At 56.7% G+C, this 19,281-nt stretch carries 14 protein-coding genes; 10 read left to right on the forward strand and 4 right to left on the reverse strand.

What is annotated here, in order from left to right; genetic code table 11:
• Positions 1-188: 188 nt before the first annotated feature.
• The 5 genes from VQ071_RS23865 to VQ071_RS23885 all read left to right on the forward strand — a co-directional run bounded on the left by VQ071_RS23865 (position 189) and on the right by VQ071_RS23885 (position 3,372).
• Entirely contained in the window at positions 189-860 is a 672-nt protein-coding gene (locus tag VQ071_RS23865; RefSeq protein WP_340516752.1) for a YheC/YheD family protein, read from the forward strand.
• A 260-nt stretch (positions 861-1,120) separates the two neighbouring features.
• On the forward strand, positions 1,121-1,270 hold the full coding sequence (gene sda / locus VQ071_RS23870; RefSeq protein WP_340516753.1) for a sporulation histidine kinase inhibitor Sda: 150 nt from the start codon (positions 1,121-1,123) through the stop codon (positions 1,268-1,270).
• A gap of 299 nt (positions 1,271-1,569) precedes the next feature.
• The gene (locus VQ071_RS23875) at positions 1,570-2,763 is read left to right on the forward strand and encodes an NAD(P)/FAD-dependent oxidoreductase (protein ID WP_340516754.1); all 1,194 of its coding nucleotides are present in this window, start codon (positions 1,570-1,572) and stop codon (positions 2,761-2,763) included.
• Complete coding sequence (locus VQ071_RS23880) at positions 2,763-3,041, forward strand: hypothetical protein (protein WP_340516755.1); 279 nt, start codon at positions 2,763-2,765, stop codon at positions 3,039-3,041. The genes VQ071_RS23875 and VQ071_RS23880 overlap by 1 nt, the downstream gene beginning before the upstream one ends.
• Positions 3,042-3,162: 121 nt before the next feature.
• Entirely contained in the window at positions 3,163-3,372 is a 210-nt protein-coding gene (locus VQ071_RS23885; RefSeq protein WP_340516756.1) for a hypothetical protein, read from the forward strand.
• Positions 3,373-3,931: 559 nt separating this feature from the next.
• Here VQ071_RS23885 and hemQ read toward each other — a convergent pair.
• Positions 3,932-4,678 (reverse strand): hydrogen peroxide-dependent heme synthase, encoded by a 747-nt coding sequence (hemQ, locus tag VQ071_RS23890; RefSeq protein ID WP_340516757.1) that lies wholly within the window; start codon positions 4,676-4,678, stop codon positions 3,932-3,934.
• 166 nt (positions 4,679-4,844) lie between these two features.
• Between hemQ and VQ071_RS23895 the strand changes: the two genes are divergently transcribed.
• Complete coding sequence (locus VQ071_RS23895; protein ID WP_340516758.1) at positions 4,845-5,129, forward strand: YuiB family protein; 285 nt, start codon at positions 4,845-4,847, stop codon at positions 5,127-5,129.
• A gap of 22 nt (positions 5,130-5,151) precedes the next feature.
• Positions 5,152-5,565: a GtrA family protein gene (locus VQ071_RS23900; RefSeq protein ID WP_340516759.1), complete on the forward strand. Its 414-nt coding sequence runs from the start codon at positions 5,152-5,154 to the stop codon at positions 5,563-5,565.
• Between the two features lie 42 nt (positions 5,566-5,607).
• On the opposite strand, the gene VQ071_RS23905 is transcribed toward VQ071_RS23900, so the two are convergent.
• Together VQ071_RS23905 and VQ071_RS23910 are read right to left on the reverse strand one after the other, a co-directional pair.
• On the reverse strand, positions 5,608-7,815 hold the full coding sequence (locus tag VQ071_RS23905; RefSeq protein ID WP_340516760.1) for a class I SAM-dependent methyltransferase: 2,208 nt from the start codon (positions 7,813-7,815) through the stop codon (positions 5,608-5,610).
• 45 nt (positions 7,816-7,860) lie between these two features.
• The gene (locus tag VQ071_RS23910) at positions 7,861-8,349 is read right to left on the reverse strand and encodes a GAF domain-containing protein (RefSeq protein WP_340516761.1); all 489 of its coding nucleotides are present in this window, start codon (positions 8,347-8,349) and stop codon (positions 7,861-7,863) included.
• A 207-nt stretch (positions 8,350-8,556) separates the two neighbouring features.
• Here VQ071_RS23910 and VQ071_RS23915 point away from each other — a divergent pair, with 207 nt between their 5' ends.
• Genes VQ071_RS23915 through VQ071_RS23925 form a run of 3 tightly spaced genes read left to right on the forward strand, consistent with a single transcriptional unit; the run spans position 8,557 to position 11,506 of the window.
• On the forward strand, positions 8,557-9,129 hold the full coding sequence (locus tag VQ071_RS23915) for a type IV pilus modification PilV family protein (protein WP_340516762.1): 573 nt from the start codon (positions 8,557-8,559) through the stop codon (positions 9,127-9,129).
• A complete protein-coding gene (locus tag VQ071_RS23920) occupies positions 9,113-9,625 on the forward strand; it encodes a PulJ/GspJ family protein (RefSeq protein ID WP_340516763.1) in 513 nt (170 codons plus the stop codon). Before VQ071_RS23915 ends, VQ071_RS23920 begins: the two co-directional genes overlap by 17 nt.
• A 9-nt stretch (positions 9,626-9,634) precedes the next feature.
• Entirely contained in the window at positions 9,635-11,506 is a 1,872-nt protein-coding gene (locus VQ071_RS23925; protein ID WP_340516764.1) for a hypothetical protein, read from the forward strand.
• A gap of 181 nt (positions 11,507-11,687) precedes the next feature.
• Here the strand turns inward: VQ071_RS23925 and VQ071_RS23930 are convergent, their stop codons facing one another.
• The gene (locus tag VQ071_RS23930) at positions 11,688-18,992 is read right to left on the reverse strand and encodes a DUF5057 domain-containing protein (protein ID WP_340516765.1); all 7,305 of its coding nucleotides are present in this window, start codon (positions 18,990-18,992) and stop codon (positions 11,688-11,690) included.
• Positions 18,993-19,281 lie beyond the last annotated feature (289 nt).

Raw genomic sequence — 19,281 nt, forward strand, 5'->3', positions numbered from 1 at the left:
TCGCTTATCCACAACTCGAGGTCGGTTTATGCACATTGCATTGTGGGTAAATGTATTCGTTCGAGCGCCGGTATACCTGCCTTCCGCCACATCTGACAAAAGGGCGGCTTGCCATGTCCATTCATCCAAGAGGGTGAGCGATTGTCCGAGTATGCTGGATGTATACCGGATAAAAAGGAGGATGGCGCATGCATCAGAACACCGGACGCATGCTGGCGAGCAAATGGCTCAAGACGACGGCGCTGCAGACGAACGGATATGTGGCGCGTCATATCCCGCCGACTCGCATCTACAGCGCGGCGAACTTGAAGTCGATGCTGGACCGCTACGGCATGGTGGTGCTGAAGCCGGTTCGCGGAGCGGGGGGCAATGGCGTTCTCAAGGCCACGCGCAGCGGACGCGGATACCGCCTTCAGGCGCGCAGCAGGATCACCGCCTTCGGTTCGTTCGCGGGCCTGTGCGGGCATATCGCCAAGCTGAAGGGGAGAAGGCCGTACTTGATCCAGCGGGGAATCCGGCTTGCGACGGTCGGAGGCAGACCGATCGACTACCGGGTCAAGCATGTCAAGACGGGTGCCGGATGGCAGATTCGGGCGATGGTAGGCCGTATCGCGCGCCCGGGACTGTTCGTCACCAATCTGTGCAGAGGCGGCACGCAGGTGACCGCGGGTCAAGGGATCGCCCGCTCGCTGTCGCCGCGGCTGGTCGGATCGAAGAAGCATCATATGCGGCATCTGACCCGGACGTCTACGGCGCTGCTGGAGAGCCGGTTCCCGGGCATCGGGCAGCTCGGCTACGACTATGGGATCGATCGAAGCGGACGGATATGGATGCTGGAAGTCAACACGAGGCCTCAATAAAATCTATCGCCGCAAATTTCGCGATGATTTATTTTTATGAAAAGGGCAGCAAAAAAACTGTGGATAATTCCATCCACATTATCCCGCCTGTATGGGCAAGCCAAACGGGAATTTTCAACAAAATAATCACATCTTATGCACATGGCTTTGTGGATAGCCATCCGGTTGTCCGCCCTTTGACGTGCATGCTATGATGCGATCACCGAGGGCTCGCGCCGCGGCGCTCGCGCAAGTCAGCCATTTGAGAAGGGGTGTGGGTCATGTTGCCGTTGTTGTCGGATGAGCTGCTTCTAGAAGCTTACCAACATGCCGTCCGCTTGCAATTGGAAAGGGAGTTTCTGCATTTGCTGCGGGCGGAGATCCGCCGCAGGCAGCTGCCGTTCAAAGAGGCGGGCTCGCGGAGCAGTTGATCGTGGCGGTCTATTTGAATCGGATAGGGCATCCCGGCATTACCGGTCGAACCGACCGGTGCGGGATGTCTTTTTTATTTATATAGGAAGCTGTGCGGAATTAGAACCAAGCTGGGCATACTTCCGATGATGTCGTTAACTACAATTTTGTGGAGAAGTCCAAACGATTTTGTAACAATGAACCTTGAAATGGCGGGGTAAAGCCGATATGATTCTTTTGAGGCAAAGAGACAAATATGCCTATCTTCATTGTGGATTTTTTCACATGTTGAACACCAAACTGGATTGGATGGGATCCCATGAGCAGTATACCCAAAATCGTCATCCTAGGCGCGGGATACGGCGGCGTCTTGACGTCGCTTCGTCTCCAAAAAGAGCTTAATTATAATGAAGCTGACGTGACACTCGTCAATAAGCACGATTATCACTATATCACAACGCATCTGCATATGCCTGCCGCAGGGACGGACCATCCTGACAACGCGCGCGTGAGCATCTCGAAGCTCATCGACGAGTTCAAGATCGACTTCGTCAAGTCTACGGTCGTCCAGATCCGTCCGCAGGACCGCAAGGTGATCCTCGAGGACGGCACGCTGTCGTACGACTACCTCATCATCGCGCTCGGCGGCGAGTCGGAGACGTTCGGCATCCCGGGCATGGCGGAGAATGCATTCACGATCCGCAGTCTCAACTCGGTTCGCCTCATCCGCGAGCATATCGAATATCAATTCGCCCGCTACAAGCGCGAGCCGCACCGCACGGACTATCTGACGTTCGTCGTCGGCGGCGCCGGGTTCACGGGCATCGAGTTCATCGGCGAGCTGGCCGACCGCGTGCCGGAGCTGTGCAAGCAGTTCGACGTGGATCGCTCGCTCGTCAAGATCGTCAACGTCGAGGCGGCGCCGACCGCGCTGCCGGGCTTCGATCCGGAGCTGGTCGAGTACGCGATGGAGGTGCTTCGCAAGAAGGGCGTCACCTTCCGCATCGGCACGGCGATCAAGGAATGCACGGCGGACGGCGTCATCGTCGGCGAAGGCGAGGAGATCAAGTCGCAGACCGTCATCTGGTCCGGCGGCGTCCGGGGCAACCGGCTCATCGAGGAAGCCGGCTTCGAGACGATGCGCGGACGCGTCAAGGTCGACGAGTACCTGCGCGCGCCGGGCCACGAGCACATCTACGTGCTCGGCGACAACTCCCTCATGTTCAACGAGGAGGGACGTCCCTATCCGCCGACCGCGCAGATCGCGATGCAGCAGGGCGTCAACTGCGCCCACAATCTCGTCGCCTCGATCCGCAACCAATCGCTCAAGCCCTTCGTGTTCAGCAACAAGGGCACCGTCGCTTCGCTGGGCAAGGGAGAGGCGATCGGCATGGCGTTCGGCAAGAAATACAAGGGCCGCGTCGCGGCTTGGCTGAAGAAGATGATCGATCTGCGCTATCTGTTCATCATCGGCGGCATCCCGCTCGTGCTCCGCAAGGGCAAGTTCCTCTAATGCGCCATTGCAGCGTGCAGGTGCGCGGGCTGCTGACGCGGGACGAGCTGGACCGGTACAACGCGCTCATGGAAGTGGGCGGCTATCTCGAATCGCAGCAGCGGTATGATCTGTCCGCTGTGGTGCAGGCGGAGGTGGATCTGCTCATCCAGCCGGGCATCGAGCGGCTCAAGGAGAAGGGCCGCCAGCGCGACCGGATGACGCAGGAGTATCTGGAGGAGCGGCGCCGCGCCGAATGGGAAGCGCAGATGCGCGCGGCGATGGATGACGAGGACTGACGGTGACGGCAAGTTGGTTTGACGATCGCCCGGGAATAGCCGTAAAATGAAGGTAACAAATCCCACCCCGCCTCTTAACAATGCGTACCGAGGTGGGTCTTCTATTTTAAGGAGGAAATTCATGAAGGACATCAATGAGGCGCTTAATCGCAACAGGGATCGCATCGCTTATGCGAACAAGAATGTCCCAAAGATGCCCGACACAAGACCGAGAAACGAAGAGAAAAGGGAAGCCGTACTTTTGTTGGAGCTCATGCAGATTGTGGGCAACCGTTCTAAGCATCGTTTCGAAAAATTGACTGAGGAGGAGCTGCGAGTTTGGAAGAAATAAAAGCTTCTGAGGAGCATCTTCGTCTGCTGTCAAGCTGCAGTAATATATCCGATCGCTGGAGAATGAAACTGGCATTAGCAGTGTCATTACGAAAGTGTTCACGGATCATGGACTCTCGTACCCGATCATTGTAGGCGGACTTGTCGTATCCACTTATAGCTTCGGTCAGTACGCGACTGAAGACATAGACATGATCTCCGCTGAAGAAAATCTGTGTTATCGTATTGTTGAATCGCTGGGATACAAGAAAGTCGGGAAAGACCGCTATCATCCTGAGTTGAAAAGATGGTTGGCATGTACAATGATATCGACTGGTCCTATCTGCATCGAGAAGCTAACAAGCAGTACATTCTTCCCGTGGTTGAGATATTACAACGAGCAGTTAAACGCTACCATCTTTCTGTTAACGAAGCGGACGGGGAGCTATCTGCAGCTAAAGAAGAGCTCAAAAGGAGTCACGACAGGATGGATTTGTTATGAGCATGCGCAAAAAACCTAAACCGTGAGTCATTTGCCCTCGGTTTAGGTTTTTTCGGCGTACTATAGCTAATAATTCAGGTTACACCCGCAGCAGATCTGCAATCCCGTCCGCAGTCAGCAGGTTGCCGACATAGAACGGACCGAACTCGCCGTAGCGCGCGCTGACCTCGTCGAACCGCATTTCATACACGAGCTTCTTGAACTGCAGCGCCTCGTCCGAGAACAGCGTGACGCCCCACTCCCAGTCGTCGAAGCCGATCGAGCCGGTGATGATCTGCTTGACCTTGCCGGCGTAGCCCCGGCCGATCATGCCGTGGCTGCGCATCAGCGTCTTGCGCTCGTCCATCGAGAGCGAGTACCAGTTGTCGGAGAGCAAGCGGCGCTTGTTCATCGGGTAGAAGCAGATATGCTTCGACTGGGGCAGGATTGGCTTGAGACGCGCGGCGACCTCGGGGATCAGCATCGGGTCGGAGCCCGGAGGCGCGAGATAGCTGCTCAGCTCGACGATGCTCACGTACGAGTATTCCTTCTTCACGAACTTGGCGAAGGCCGAGCGGTTGAACGCGTTCTCGATGGCGTTCAGCTCCTCGAGCGTCTCGCGCAGATGCATGAATACGAAGTCGGCCTTCTGCCCGACGATCGCATAGACAGCCAGGCTGCCTTCCTTGCGCTCCTCCGTCGCCCGCCAGTCCGCGATCAGACCGAGCAGCTCCTTTTGCGCGGCTTCCCGTTCCTCGGCGCTTGCGGCCTTCCAGGCGGTCCAATCGATCGTGCGGAAGTCGTGCAGCGCGTACCAGCCATCCAATGTTTGTGCAGCTTCACTCATTGTGCTTCAACTCTCCTTCTCGTCGTGCATAGTCCAACATGGCTGTTCCCATTTTAGCGTATATCCGCTCCGTCCGGCAAACGAGCTGCGCATGGCGCGTTGACTGTCGTCAGACCGATCTTGTAAACTAATAGAGCATATATACGATCGGGAGGCTAAACGTAAGATGACAGAGATTCTGCAAGAGATTCTCGGCACGCTGCTGTTCTTCGTCCTGTTCTTCGGCATCGGGTTCATCCTGAACATGCTGATCAAGACGACGTGGCTGCCGACTTGGATATATGTGATCGTCGTCCTGCCGCTCGGCGTCTGGTACTTCTGGAATCCCGAGCTCAGCCTGCTTGCGTTCATCGGCGTGTTCACGCTGCCGTTCCTGGCCGGCATCGGCGGCGCGCTGACGAGCGGATGGGCGATCCGCGCGCTGCGGCGCGGCGGCTACAAGATGTTCTGATCGGACAGACGGGGGACAAGCCATGAAGATCGACAGCCTGGAAGTCAAACGCGTCTCCAAGTTCGCTGCGATCGGCGTACTGAATACCGGCATCGACATCGCGATATTCGCGCTGCTCGTATACGCCCTGAGCTGGCCGTCGCTGCTCGCCCAATGCGTATCCTACTTCCTCGCCTTCCTCAACAGCTATTGGTGGAACCGGCGGTGGACGTTCGGCATGCGGGAGCGGGGGAGCGCGCGCGAGCTGCTGAAGTTCGGCGCCGTCAACGCGGCCTCCTTCCTGTGCGCGACCGGCGTGCTGCTGGCGGCAGAGCAGGGCGTCGGCCTGACGCCGATCGCGGCCAAGCTCGTCTCCGTCGCGGCGTCGCTCGCCGTCAACTATGCGGGCAGCAAGCTATGGGTGTTCAGGCAGGCGGAGCTTGGACGGGGGAAATGAAAAAGCCGACGGAGAGCCTCGTGAGGCGCTCGCCGGCTTTTTTTATTTGGTGCGCGCGATGACGATGAAGCAGGTGCTGTCCGGCAGCGGCACCTCGCGTCCGGCCTCGTCGGACAGGGCGATCTTGTCGGCCAACGCCTCGGTGTAGCCCGCCTGCAGGTAATGCCGCAGCGTCACGATCTCCGCGCCGTCGCCAAGCGTATCCCGAATGAACCGCTCGTACTCGCCCGGCGTGAAGTAGCCGAACTGCTCCTGCACCTCATGGACGTAAGCCTCCTCGCCCCAAGTGTACGTATAGAGGAATTCCATCGCGTCGTTGACCGGCAGTGCGACCGTGTCGTCGCTAAGCCGCTCATAGACGATAGCGCGGCCCTTGAAGTCGCGGCTGTACCTGTCCAGGCAGGACATGCCGTCCGGCTGCAGGAAGCGGATGATGCGCCTCTCGTCGGGCTCGGTCATGATGCCGTCGCGGATGATGATGCGCCCGCCGACCGCGAGCACGTCGAAGGCGCTGCGCAGCGCGGCTGCGATCGTGGCCCGGTTGAAGCGCCTGCCTTCGTACGGGATATAGGAATAGAGCTCATGCAGAATCGAAGAGAATATGACCGTATCCACGCTTCCCGGCTCCACGTCATCCTTGAGTGCGAGCGCATCCCCCTGCAGCACTTCCCAGCTGCGCGACTCCAGCTGCTTTTTGCGCTTCAGCGCCTCGATGACATTGGCCGATATATCGATGCCGATGGCTCTGGCATGGGGCAGCTTCTCCTCCAGCAGATCGAGCAGCACGCCGCCGCCGGGTCCGATATCGAGCACACGCGTACCGACGACATAGTCGAGGATCACCTTTTTATAGTCCGCCGTGCTGTTCATGTCCGCCAGATAGTTCTCCTCGTTGTGGAACCGGTCGTACGCATCGCGCCGCAGCTCGAACAGATCGAACAGCAGCAGCACCGCCTTCTCGTAGAGCGCCGACTTCTCCGCCTCCACGCAGAATGCGATCAGCTTGTCCGCCGCCGGAGAAAATTCAAAGTCGAAAAACAGCGTGTCCGGCAGATGCGCCTTGCGGACGAGCCGATGGCAAAGATGCGGGCTGCGCGGCGCGGCCTCGCCCGAACGGATGAGCGCCCAGTCCAGCTCGCCGAGATACTTTTCGACGATACGCTTCTTGTATACGTTGATCTTCGTGGCGCCTCTGTAGTCGTAGTACATCGCGTTCATGACGTTCTCGAAGCTGATATGCTTGATGTCCGCCAGCGACGGTTCGCGGGCGACGATGGAGAACACCTTCAGGAACTGCTCCAGCGACAGCGACTTGAGCGCGGACTCGACGTACCAGAATGTCTTGGACTCGAGCAGCCTGAGCGCATTCTGAAGATCATGCTGCGCATCCAGCGCCGCGAATTCGCCTGCGAAGTCTTCGCCCGCACGGATGGACTGCGCCCGGAGTCGACGCAGCCGCTCGCGGATCGGGAGCGAGAAGACTGCGGGAGATGCAGGCCCGGCGCCAGCGGCGGTACCCGTGGCATCGTCCGATACAGCCCCCGAGCTTGTCTCGCCGCCGCTGACGGCGTTGACCGAGTGGCTCGAAGGCTCGACACCGTCCAGGAGATTGCCCGCTGCAATCCGGCGTACGATCGCGCGCACCTCCGGCTCGACCTCCGTCCACAGTGCGGGCGAGACTGCGGCGATGATGCAGTAGTTCAGCGCGATCAGCAGCCGTTCGCGTTCCTCGGCGGCGTCCAGCGCCCGCTCGAGTGACCGAGCCAGCGGATCGTGGTCTTCGACCGGCACCTCGCCGCGAATCTCCTGTCCGACGAGGCCATGCGTCTCGATGAGCGTCCGGATCAGCGCAGTGTGATCGCCCGCCGCAGCGTCCGCAGCCAGCAGCCGCTCGTACAGCTGCGCGGAGCCGATGTTGTGTACGCGGTAGTTGATACCTTGCTCCAGCCAAGCCAGGCGTTCGCGATGGCTGCCGCCCTTGGCCGTCTCGGACCAGACGAGCGTCTCCTCGACCAGCTCTTTGATCCAGTAGGAGGCCGGCAGTGCATCCAGCAGACGCAGGCTCCGCTCGACATAGTCGAGCACGGGGTTGGACAGCGCGAGCTCCTCGAGCGACGCGATGCGCTCCAGATTGACGACGGGCTTCTCGGCCGCAGCCAGCAGCTTCAGCCAAGGGGGAGCCGCGGACATCGCCTCGTCGTGCGGGACGGCATTGCGATAGGCCTCGATGGCCTTGAGAGATCTGAGCATCGGTCGTTCACCCTCCTGCATTGTTGTTCGGCTCACCGGAATCGCCTATATATAACGCGCCAGCAGCGCGTTGAACCGCCCCAGCAGCCGCTGATCGTCCTCGTCGAAGCGGTCCGGCAGCGGACTGTCGATATCCAGCACGCCGATGAGCGCGCCTGCCGCGTCATAGAGCGGCACGACGATCTCCGAGCGCGAAGCCGCGTCGCAGGCAATATGCCCCGGGAACGCGTGCACGTCCGGCACCCGCAGCGTCTCGCGGCGCTCGGCGGCCGTGCCGCATACGCCCTTGCCGAGCGGGATGCGGACACAGGCGGGCAAGCCCTGGAACGGGCCGAGCACCAAGCTGCCGTCCTCCTCCGTCAAGTAGAATCCAACCCAGTTGATATCGCTCAAGTAGCCGCGCAGCAGCGCGGAAGCGTTCGCCAGGTTGGCGATGCGGCTTGTCTCGTCTTCGACCAGATGCTGCAGCTGCGTCAGCAGCAGACGCTCGTTCTCTTCCCTGGTTCCGGCATAAGCCTGCGAATTAAATGTCATCAACGATCATCCTCTCTGATCCGATTATATAAGATAGCGGGGAGTCATACCAATGTCGCCGAGACAGGCGCGCCAGGCCCTGCGAATCAACGGATTCTTTGTCGATTCGGCCCTTTCGCGCATGTATTTGAGGACGGGGATATGATAGAATAAAAGAAAGATTTTAGGTAAAAAGTAGTGATTTTCATAGGAAGTAGGTAGTATATTTTGAGAACTTGGCTTCGCAAACGACAGGGCGGGCGAGACGGCGAAGGAGGCTTTTCTCTGCTCGAGGTGCTGGCGGCGATCGTCATCCTGTCGGTCGCGTCCTTGGCGATGACGGCCTTCTTTATACAATCGATGTCCTACGCGAAGGGGAACCAGAACAAGACGGTGGCGGTGAATCTGGCGCGGAACGCGTTGTTTTTTGTGGAGAAGCAGAACTTCGACTTGTTCGACAATTATTTCAGAAAACAAGGTCAGCTCCTGGTCGATCCGAAGCCCTGCGTCTATGACACCGCCAATGAACGAGTTACATCCTGTGAAGGTGCGCCAGATACGAGGGATCTTTTTAATTCAGTTCCTAATTTATGGCTGTTACTGAACCCGACGATCAATGGCAGAGAGTATCAATTGACGATTGAGTACGACGACAATATGTTTAAGCTGAATTCGGACAAGCAGAAGCTGTCGGCATATTTGATCCCGGTCAAAGTCGTGACGCGAGAGAAGGATGCCAAGTCGGGCAGCCGGGGATCGGCAGAGGTAGGAGGCTACATTACGGATGAAAAGATTCGCTGAGCGCTTGCACCGCGGAGAGCGGGGCTTCACTTTGATCGAGATGATCGCTTCGCTCACCGTCTTCTCCATGGTTAGTCTGGCGATCTATGGCGTCATACAGTTCGGGTTTAATACGTATCACAAGGTTACGATCGAAAATTCGCTGCGGGACGAGGGTGATCTCATCATGTCAACAGTGATAGCTCAACTGTATGAGGTCGGTCCTGAGCGTGTAGAGCAACTGCCTAACGGAATTCGGCTCGTAAGAGATAACCAGGAGCGAAGAATCGAGATTAACGACGGCCAACTGCATATCATTCGCGAGAACGGTACGGATCAACTGGTCGACACCCGCTCGGCGATCGGCACGATCGGTTCTTCGCGGGAGATCCAGGTCAGCTGCCAGGCGGGGCTGAACGAGTGCCCGAGCGGACTGATCGCAGTATCGATCAAGCTGTCGCAGTCGTATGCATCCAAAGTCCAGGCGCTCGAGCTCACAAGCCGGTTCGGCTTCTAGGAGGTCCACATGAGATCAATCAAATGGCGCGATCAATCAGGCTCCGCGCTGCTGCTCGTTATCTTCATGATTGTAGTATTCACGATGCTCGGGCTCGCCTTAATGGGGGCGGCGATCGGCGGCGCACAGCGATCCGAGACGCGGGAGAAGGATGTGCAGAGCCTTCATCTGGCTGAGATGGCGCTTAACGAAGCTGCGGCGAGTGTGGCGGTGCTGTTCAAGGATAAGGAGGACATCAATCTAGAAACGCTCAAATCCCAGCTTGAAGCGATCAAGCTGTCTAGCATTAGCGGCCAGGTCGGAGGGACGGGAGAGGTCGTCAAGTTTATTGTAAATGAGAACACTGGCGTAAACGTCGGTGGCGATCTTACCAAAAGATTTTCTATATCGGTCCAAGCGAAAGCGCAGGTCGATGGCGTCGTCCGCACGCTCGAACAGGAGATCAAGCTAGATTCCTATCCTGAATTTCTCAAATATGGTCTCGGATCGGAAAACAACGTCTTTCTGAACGGAGCTTCCTATTTGTTCGGCGATCTATACTCGGGAATCAAGCTATACGTTCGCAATCAGGCAGATTACCGCTACAACATGCCGACCGGTGACAAATCGTTTCTCCACGCGGATACAATTTTTCCTACGATCAGCGACGGCGATCTGTATCTGCAGGATGGCAGCAGCATCATGGCTACCGATCGCCTGGGCAGCAATACGCCGACTATCGTCCCGCTCGATAATGAGAGCGAGCTCACCAAGACAACCGGATTAACGGCCAACGATATTATTTATCGTGATCGCAAAAAATTCGTTGCGGTCAACCTTGAGGAGTCCTTTCTCGACAAAATCGCAGAAGCGGTGGGAGATACCAAGCTAAACCGCAATACGCCGTCATACTATCCGATGCTTCCCGAGGAAGGATTCGTTCAAGCGGCCAAAGGTGTGATCTCGGACCTCGTCTCGAATCCGCGCGGTCTCTCCTTCAAGGTGCTACCGTCCGTGAGACCGGTGCTTGCACCGGATGCAGACGACAAGGCCCGGGCTGAGTACAACGATCAGATGGCGGCCTATCGGGCTGCGTTCGTCGGGACAATGCCGTCCAGTACGGTTATTTATGACGGAGACTTGACGCTGGACGGCGCAGAGTTCAAGCAGATTCTGTTCAGCAAAGTGGACAAGAGCTCCAGAGTGCCAAACCCGGTCATCGGTGCCAATTATATGCAGAGCAACTGGCTCATCGTAAATGGTAATTTGACGATCAACAATGTGCTGAAGAACAGCGATCTGCCGGTCCGCGCGAATATTCTCGTTGCCGGCGATGTACTCATTCAAGGCAATGTGAAGATGGATGCAACCATCATGGCTCTCGGCAAGTCGACGATTCAGGATGCAGAAATATCGGGGTTAGACGGCAGTGAATTGCTGCTTATGTCCAAGGGCAAGATCTTGGTTAATCGCTTTGATTCATTCAATACCGTGAGCACTAAATTTAAACCGGATGCTCCGGATGCAGACGGTAATCCGAAGGTGCTGCAAGCTTTTCTATATACGGACAGCGAGGCCGAATTGTACGGCGTCGGATCGGCCTTCTGGATCAAGGGAGGCTTCTTCGCCAAGAAAGATCTGGTGATCAACGCAGTTCTGGGCAATACGCGTCCGGTCATTTTTCCCGACGATCCCGACAGAAGCTATCAATCGCTTGATTTGGACGATATGAACACCAGTGCATTTGTTGAAGACAAGCGGCTTCTTTCCCGATTTATCGTGCAATACAATGCCAACATTTACAACGACCAGATGGTAGGTTTGCCGAGGGTCAGACAGATCAACGTCAGCATTGGCAAGAAACGGCTCGTGCCGCTTGGCAGCGAAACACAGCAGCCGTAAACGGCAAGCAATTTAAGACAGCAGTTGTTCCGACTCTTCACTTTGCCGCTCTCGCGACGCTGGCAACAGATGCGGAGCACATGAAAAAGAAGCTGCTCCCGTCATAAGATGACTTGGGAGCAGCTTCTTTTTGTAGGCTATCGGTTAGCGATGGAAGAGGCCGTAAGAACGGAGCTCCGGGTCAATAGCGGTCTTCGCCATGATCGCGGCCACCGGTGCCGGGCGTCGGCGTGTTGTTGACGATAATGATCGTCGACGCCGTAATCGGTTCGCCGATCAGCGGGCTGTTCACCGGAGGCGTATAGACGACTTTGACCGTCTCGCTGCCTGCGGCCATCGGCGTGACGACACCGGCGCTGCTCACCGTGAGTACCGCATTGTTCGTGTCGTCGGACCATAGCAAGCGTCCGGCGATCTGATCGTACAAGCTTTGCGGCGATGTAGGCAGTATAGACAACTGGCCCGCCGCTCCGTTTAGCAGATTATAGCCGGCAACCGGATTGCTCACGGAGAGCTCGATTTTTGGAGGCAGACTCAGCTCTACGATTTGAATCGTAAATGTTCGGCTTGCGATGTCGGTTCCGGAAGCCGACTTCCTGTATGCAACCTTGACCATCGCGGTGCCCGGCGCTGTTGCTGTCAGGCGGCCGGATTTTCTTGTGTCTTTGTCCTCGTTTTCCGCCAGCAGCGAATCGTTGTTCGTGATGCTCCAGTATAGATTTTTCTTTACGTCAGCATCCAGATCGGCGGGCAAACGCGACGCCAGGTCAGTCGTTCCGGTCCGCTTAAGGGTCAGCGATTCGGAAGGGCCGAGGAGGACGGGGAGCACCTTGACTCTGACAGCGACGGGAATGTCCGGACTGCCGTCGGACGGCGAGTAGATTGCGGTGATCGTCTCTTCGCCGACTTGCTCTCCGGTCACCCGTCCGTCTCCGTCAACGCTGACATTGTTCCGGCCGGTTTCATCCTTCCAGGTCAGATGAGTCAGAATCTCATTTTTCATCGATTGCGGCTCTATGACCAGATCCCGCTTGAGATCGCGAGGCTCCGCCTGCTGGCCGATCTCAACCGTGTCCGGGAAGGCGATCGAGACGACATGCACCTCGGTCGTCGCTTCTGCGCTTTCTACCGCAGCCGGATTGGCGTATCGGGCTCTCACTTTTTCCGTGCCGACCGCGTTCGCGAGCAGCTTGCCTGCGTCATTGATGGTCACGACCGAATTTCCGGCGGTATCGGACCAGCTTACGAAGGTCAGGATCGGTTCAAAATCGCTGATCGGCTTGATGTTGAGCTTGCTGGACAGATCGTACTGCGTGTCGAGCAGCATCGTGAAGCTCGGTGGCAATTCGAGCGAGACCGGCACGACCTTTATGCTGAATTCGGCCTTGATCTCAGGGCTGCCGTCACTTGGACGGTAGATCGCCATAGCCTTCTGCTGGCCGCTGCGTACGCCCGTGACGACACCGGCGTCGTCGATAGACAGCTTGTCCAGACCGCTCTCGATCGACCAGCTCAGATGTTCTTCAATCTCGCGATTCAACGCCGACGGTCCCCGGGTCAGATCCCCGAGCAGATTGCGCTTGAGGCCGAGGGTGACCTGGACGCTGCGGCCCGACAGCTCGACGACGTTAACCGTTGTCTTGCCTGACCAGACGACTTGACCGCTGATCGGCAGCTTGAGCTCGGCCAATACCGTATCGGTGCCCAGGGACTTGGGCGTCACGAGTCCGCCGGCATTGACTGTCGCGTGGTCTTGGCTGTTCAGGACCGACCAGGTCAACTGGGTGAGCAGGCGTTCGCGATCGGTTTCGTTCGTGATCTTGAGATGCGCGACATCAGTGAGTTGGACCGATCCCGAGTTGGTCAGTGTGACGCTGGGCGCCAGAGATGCTTCAACTACCCGCACAAGGATGTTCAGCGTCGCTGTGGCAGGCGCATCGGCTGAAGGCTTGAAGGCGAGGAACACCTTCTCTTCGCCCGGTGACTTGCCGGTCACTATACCGCTGGAATTAACCGTCGCGATCTCCTTTGCGGTCTCGTCAGTCCAAACCAGATGCGAGAGTACGGCGTCCTTCAGCGCGCCTGGCGTAATTTCGAGCGTCTGCGCCAGATCGGCTGGCTTGCCTCCCTTGATTAACATGATCTCTTCGGGACCTGTGATCGTGATGACGTTGACGACGATGTCCCGCGTTGTTACGATTCGGCCATCCGAGTCTTTGTACGTCACCGTAATTTTCTCCGAGCCCGGCACTACGCCTGTTGCAATCCCTGTCGTCGAATTGACGGATGCGATGTTTTTACCTGCTTCATCCGCCCATGTGAGATTGCTTCCGACTTCGTCTGTCAATCCGGCAGGCAGTATCGTGATAAGGCTCTTGAGATCAACGGTCTCTCCCTTAGCCACGAAAACTTCAGAAGGCGCATTTATTTTGACGACCTGAACCTGTATCGTCCAGACAGCGATGACAGGACCGTCCGCTTTTTCTTTATAAGATGCAGTTACTTTCTCGATGCCGACCGCCTTGCCCGTCACGATGCCGTTCGTGGCGATCGAGACGAAGTCCTTGCCCGGTTCATCGGTCCAATTCAGATGGCCTTTGACCTCGGTCTTGAACGTATCGGGCGCTACGGTGAGGAGCGCCTTCAGATTAAGCGAGCCGCCTTCCTCGACGGCGACCTTGACCGGACCGCCCAACTCGACGACATTCACCTTGATCTGCCAAGAGGTGACTGCCGGCACCCCTGCGGCTGGCACGTAGTCGGCCGTCACGATCTCGCTGCCTGCGGCGAGGCCGGTGACGACACCCTCCTTCGTGACGGACGCGATGGATTTGCCTGCTTCATCCCGCCATTCCAGATGGCTAAGCACCTGACTGCTCAAATGGCTTGGCAGCGCCTTGATCAGATCCTGAACCGTGAGCGTTCCGCCTTTGCCCACAGTGACTTGCTCGGGTCCGTCAAGTGCGATGACGTTAACCTTCACCGTCCAGGAAGCGACGGGGAGTCCGGTCGGCGATTCCTTGTAGCTGACCGTGACAATCTCGGTTCCGGCCGTCTTGCCCGTGACGATGCCGTTCGTATCGACAACCGCGAAGTCTGTGTCGGCATCGTCGCTCCAGTACAAGTTGCCGAGCAGCTCGTCCGAGAGGGAGAGCGGTGCCCCGGAGATCAGCTTTTTCAGATCAAGCTTCGCCCCGCGGCCGACATCGATCTCGGCCGGACCGGACAGCGATACGACTTGAACCTGGATCGTCCAAGAGGCCAGGGCAGGACCGTTAGGTGACGCGCGGTAGACGACAGTCACATTTTCAACGCCCGTCTCGACGCCCTGGACGATGCCGGCGGTGCTGACCGATGCCAAGTTTTTGCCGGCCTCGTCGCTCCAACTGAGCTGTGGCAGCAAGTCCGCGCTCATGCTCGAAGGCAGCACGGAGATCATTTCTTTCAGATCGATCGATTGCCCTTTGCCAATCTTGACCGTCGCAGGACCGGACAACGCGACTACGTTAACCTGAATGGTCTTCTGGATGACGATTGGTCCGCCGTCCGTCTGTTTGTAGGCGACGACGACATTTTCGATGCCGGCCGCTACGCCAGTGACGACGCCGGCCGGGTTGACGGCCGCGAAGTTTTTGTCAGCGTCGTCGCTCCACGACAGACGGCTTAGCACAGCGCCGCTAACTTCGGAGGGAGCTGCGCCGACGAGCGCCTTGACGTCGAGCGACTGCCCTTGTCCGATCGTCACCTGCTCTGGCACGTTCAGATCGACGACTGTGACGCGGGTAGAGGAGGCGACCGGGATCGTTTTCGGATTTTTGCGATACGATGCGCCGACAGTCACCGAACCGGTCTTGTTGCCGATGACGACGCCGTTGTTCGCGCCGGCCTCCGCGATGGTCGTGTCGCTGCTCGTCCAGTTGGTATAGCTCTGCATGCCGGGCTTGCTCGCTTCAGGCGTCACGCCCAGCGCAGTATTCCACAGGTCCCGCTTCCACTCGGCTCCGAGACCGATGTGAATATCGGCAGGCAGGGTCATGTGAATCGGTTGGATTACGGTGACTCTGTACGTTTTTGTATAGGTCTTGCCCTTGTTCGTCTTCGCTGTGACCGTGACGTCGACCGCTCCCGCGTTGACGCCTACGAGAGACTTTTTCATCTCGTCGCTGCCATTGTTCAGGTCGGCCAATGACGATTGTCCGGACCCGAGCGACCAGGTCAGGTCGGTCAGCGACTCGTTGGCGAGGATGAGCTTGGCCTCGAGATTGATCGTGTCGTCGACGTTGACTGTATTCGGTCCCGTGATGTTGATGCCGGGCACGACGACCGTCACGTTGGCTACGGCAGTCAGCCCGCTGCCGTCTGTGGCTGTCGCAGTGATCTTGGCCGTACCTTCGGCAATCCCTCGGATGACGCCGTTGCTAGTCACTGTGACGAGGTCCGGCCGATCCGACTTCCAGTTCAGTACCTTGTTCGATACGTCCGCCGGACCGATGGCCGGCGTCAGGATCGATTCCTCGTCCTTCGCGATGATGGCATCGGTGAGCGAGAGGCTCGCCATTCTGGTGATCGCCTCGACAGCGAGCGGCTGGAACTGCAGGCTGCGCTCGATGTCTTTGGTGACCGTTGTCCCATTCACATAGAAATCAGTGAAGCTGAGATTAGAATTCTGAATCAGGTAATTGCCATTCTGCTTGGGCGTGACCTTCACCGTGAAGCTGACCGGATCTGCGACAAAGGATTTGCCGTCGGTGCTGAGGCGATAAGCGATGTCCGCCAGCTTGCCCGTCAGCCGATAGCCGGCGCCCAGCGAGCCGGTTACAACCGGATCAAGCAGGAGGGGAGATGTGTCCGATGCCAGCGCTTCAAGATTGGCCGGCAGCTGCTCGTCCAGCTTGAAATTTTTAATGACGAGATCTTTTGCTTCGATGCCGTTTTTAAAAGGAATCGCTTTTGGCGTCACCGTGTAGGTCATCGTGAACGGCACGTTTTTCTCGATCTGATTGTTCACGACGTTCGAGGACAGCGTGCGGGTGAGATCGACGTTGGCCGTCACCTTCATGACCTTGGTCGTGATTTCCTTGACGTCGCTGACGGCTCCGCTTTTGTCCTTGGCAGACACATAAATGATCAGATCTCCGCCATTGGGCAGCGGATTGTCATACGATTCGCTCAGAATCTTGCCGGTTGTATCCTCCGTATACGGCTTGACTTGCGTCTGTGTCCAGGTACTGCTGCCTTCCGGCTTGTACTTGAACGTGACGGCCGTCGACAGCGTCCGGTCGATGACGTCGAAGTCCTGGGCTGTGTAGCTTAGCAGCACTTTGTTGTAGGACGGTATAATCTTGCCGGATTCCGCATAGTTCGTCGGCGTGCTGACGGTGACCGTCGGCGCGTGGTTCGAGCCGATGAACGCGCGGTACATCGTATTGACGAACAGCCGCTGCTCCCAGTCCGGGAACTTGGTGTTGGTATGACCGGTGCCCGAATAGGTAACGTTGCCGTAGGAGTACGTATAATAATGATTCCAGCTGTCATCGTCGTCCCGCGGGCCGCCCGTGATGTTGTACCAGGGGATCAGCTTCGGATCCTCCAGGTTTAGCGCAAAGTACTGGTTATGGGTTGTGTTGACTTCGGTGATCTTCTCGCTGATATTGAAAGGAAAACGCGTCAGCAAGCCTTCGTTCACCTTTTTAGTCGTCTTGGACGTATTGGGCGCGTTCAAGCCCATATTTGTCATGGGATCGAGCTGGCCGGTAGAATTTTGGAAATATTTAATCCAGTTTGAATTGCCTTGATAGACCGTATCGTGCGTAAACATGACGCTCTGTCCGGTCGCAATATAGGTATTGACCGCTATGGCGGCTGCTTCGTTGATCGGTGCGCTGCCGTTGTATGAGTCGGCGAAGCCGAAGATCAACATATCATAGTAGCCGTTGAGATTTTTGTAGCCGCTGCTGTTGAAAGTGCTGATTGTCATGGTCTTGATCGTAATCTCATAATCTGCCGATTTGAGGTAGGACTGCTTCATATTCAATTCATCTAGAAGACTGCTGTTCGCGTTGCCGGGCAGTATCTGGAGCACGTTGATCTTGGTCAATTCGTCGCGGAACCGCAGCACGCCGCTTTGGATATCACGCTTTTTGCTGCCTTGATCGACGAGCTCGAGCTTCCAGTAATGGACGCCGGAGTAGCCCTTGGGCAGTCGGAAAGTAACCGTATTGGCGCTCGTCTCAGTCACCGGCTGCGAGAGCAGCAGATTGTTGGAATCGAATTTCAGAACGCTGTCGATGCCGACATACAGATTAGCGACAAGACTGCGTTGCTTTATATTAGATACGTTCGCGACATCAAACGTATACGTCAATGTATCGCCTGCGACGTAAATCTTGTCCTGATCCTCCGTATAATCCGTCGGCTTGGAGGTCAGCACGATACGGGGACGCTCGGCGGCATATTCGATCAGTGAGGTGGCGTCCAAAAATGCGCTTTTGGATGCAAGCTGGCTGTCGCCTACGAAGATTACGTTGCTTCTGTTCGAGGCGGGCACGAACGTGTTTGCATTACCTGCATTCAGAGAGACGGCGTAATCGTCCAGCGCGTTCTTGAGAATGCCGGCCGTATTTTGAAAGAGCGCACCGCTGCTGCTCGTTTTCGTTTTTTGGCTGTATGCGATGACCGGCAGTCCCCGGTCGATATATGCGGTCTTAATCTCGTTCATTTTTAAGTTCGTGATATCGTTCATAATACTTTTCGTATTATGATCGCGGTCGTCCTGCCATACAGGCGTCGCATTGTAAGCGCCCTTGCCGATATAAATCGCGTCGTATCGGCCGTCCAATTCGTCCCGCTGCGCGACGAACTGCTTCATGCGGAGCGATTCGATCTTGAAGACGGGATCTTTGGATTCGCCGAGCAGAGGAAGGAGCTCTGAGGTGCCGTCGTCCGTAATCTCTAGGACGCGGATTTCTTGTGCGGAAGACGAAGGCGTGACATCGGTGATCGTGAATTGTTGCTGAACTTTATTGGAAGTACCAATGTTCGCCTGAAGGGTTGTCGTGCTGTTGCTGCCGCTGCCGCTGGTTACGGTAGTGATGTAATTGTTGTTGGATAGCGACTTCAGAGCAAATTTGCCGTTAACGGGTTCTTTGGCGAAAGTCTCGGTGATCTTGACCGCCGTCGCAGTGGCAGCCAGACTGGACGTGCCGTTGGCCGTGACGAACATGCCGTTCTCCTGCGCGCGGAGCGACACCGTACCGTCCCCCCAGTCGGTCATGAAAAACTTGGCGGCTTCTTCGTTGCCGAGCCGCAGTTGATTGCCTTTCAATATTACGTTTTGTTGAACGTCCGCCGGTGTCGTGCCCTTGAGCGTCACCAGCCTGTATGTCGTGGCATGCGCATGTGAAGGTCCCAGAGCCGTCTGCGGTATTAAACCCGCGATTAAGGCCGCCGCCATCAACAAACTGATCCATTTCCGAATCCGCGACATCCGATTCTCCCCTTAACATGAATTCTATTATCAATCGTGTAGCGATGGACATATAAGTTGGTGGGAATATAGGTTGATAGACCCAGAATCCTCGATTCATTTTACCATATTCTTCTGAAAAAATACTGAACAAATTGTACGACATAAAAACAGCGAATAATGCCACAAAAAGCCGCTTGTCTTTTGTTTGCAGGACGATATATAATCCTTCTGAGAAAATTATTGGAAATACGTCGGGGCATGTCATTTTATCGACTGGAAATATATAAGTCTTTGATATATATAAATG

This window comes from Cohnella sp. 56 (genome assembly GCF_037963805.1).
Taxonomy (GTDB): domain Bacteria; phylum Bacillota; class Bacilli; order Paenibacillales; family Paenibacillaceae; genus Cohnella.

What these genes read in the sequence shown, in the direction of transcription:
- VQ071_RS23905 (WP_340516760.1), bottom strand. Translation starts at nt 7,815, where the DNA reads ATGCTCAGATCTCTCAAGGCCATCGAGGCCTATCGCAATGCCGTCCCG.
- hemQ (WP_340516757.1), bottom strand. Translation starts at nt 4,678, where the DNA reads ATGAGTGAAGCTGCACAAACATTGGATGGCTGGTACGCGCTGCACGAC.
- sda (WP_340516753.1), top strand. Translation starts at nt 1,121, where the DNA reads ATGTTGCCGTTGTTGTCGGATGAGCTGCTTCTAGAAGCTTACCAACAT.
- VQ071_RS23865 (WP_340516752.1), top strand. Translation starts at nt 189, where the DNA reads ATGCATCAGAACACCGGACGCATGCTGGCGAGCAAATGGCTCAAGACG.
- VQ071_RS23910 (WP_340516761.1), bottom strand. Translation starts at nt 8,349, where the DNA reads ATGACATTTAATTCGCAGGCTTATGCCGGAACCAGGGAAGAGAACGAG.
- VQ071_RS23930 (WP_340516765.1), bottom strand. Translation starts at nt 18,992, where the DNA reads ATGTCGCGGATTCGGAAATGGATCAGTTTGTTGATGGCGGCGGCCTTA.
- VQ071_RS23920 (WP_340516763.1), top strand. Translation starts at nt 9,113, where the DNA reads ATGAAAAGATTCGCTGAGCGCTTGCACCGCGGAGAGCGGGGCTTCACT.
- VQ071_RS23885 (WP_340516756.1), top strand. Translation starts at nt 3,163, where the DNA reads ATGAAGGACATCAATGAGGCGCTTAATCGCAACAGGGATCGCATCGCT.
- VQ071_RS23900 (WP_340516759.1), top strand. Translation starts at nt 5,152, where the DNA reads ATGAAGATCGACAGCCTGGAAGTCAAACGCGTCTCCAAGTTCGCTGCG.
- VQ071_RS23895 (WP_340516758.1), top strand. Translation starts at nt 4,845, where the DNA reads ATGACAGAGATTCTGCAAGAGATTCTCGGCACGCTGCTGTTCTTCGTC.
- VQ071_RS23925 (WP_340516764.1), top strand. Translation starts at nt 9,635, where the DNA reads ATGAGATCAATCAAATGGCGCGATCAATCAGGCTCCGCGCTGCTGCTC.
- VQ071_RS23875 (WP_340516754.1), top strand. Translation starts at nt 1,570, where the DNA reads ATGAGCAGTATACCCAAAATCGTCATCCTAGGCGCGGGATACGGCGGC.
- VQ071_RS23880 (WP_340516755.1), top strand. Translation starts at nt 2,763, where the DNA reads ATGCGCCATTGCAGCGTGCAGGTGCGCGGGCTGCTGACGCGGGACGAG.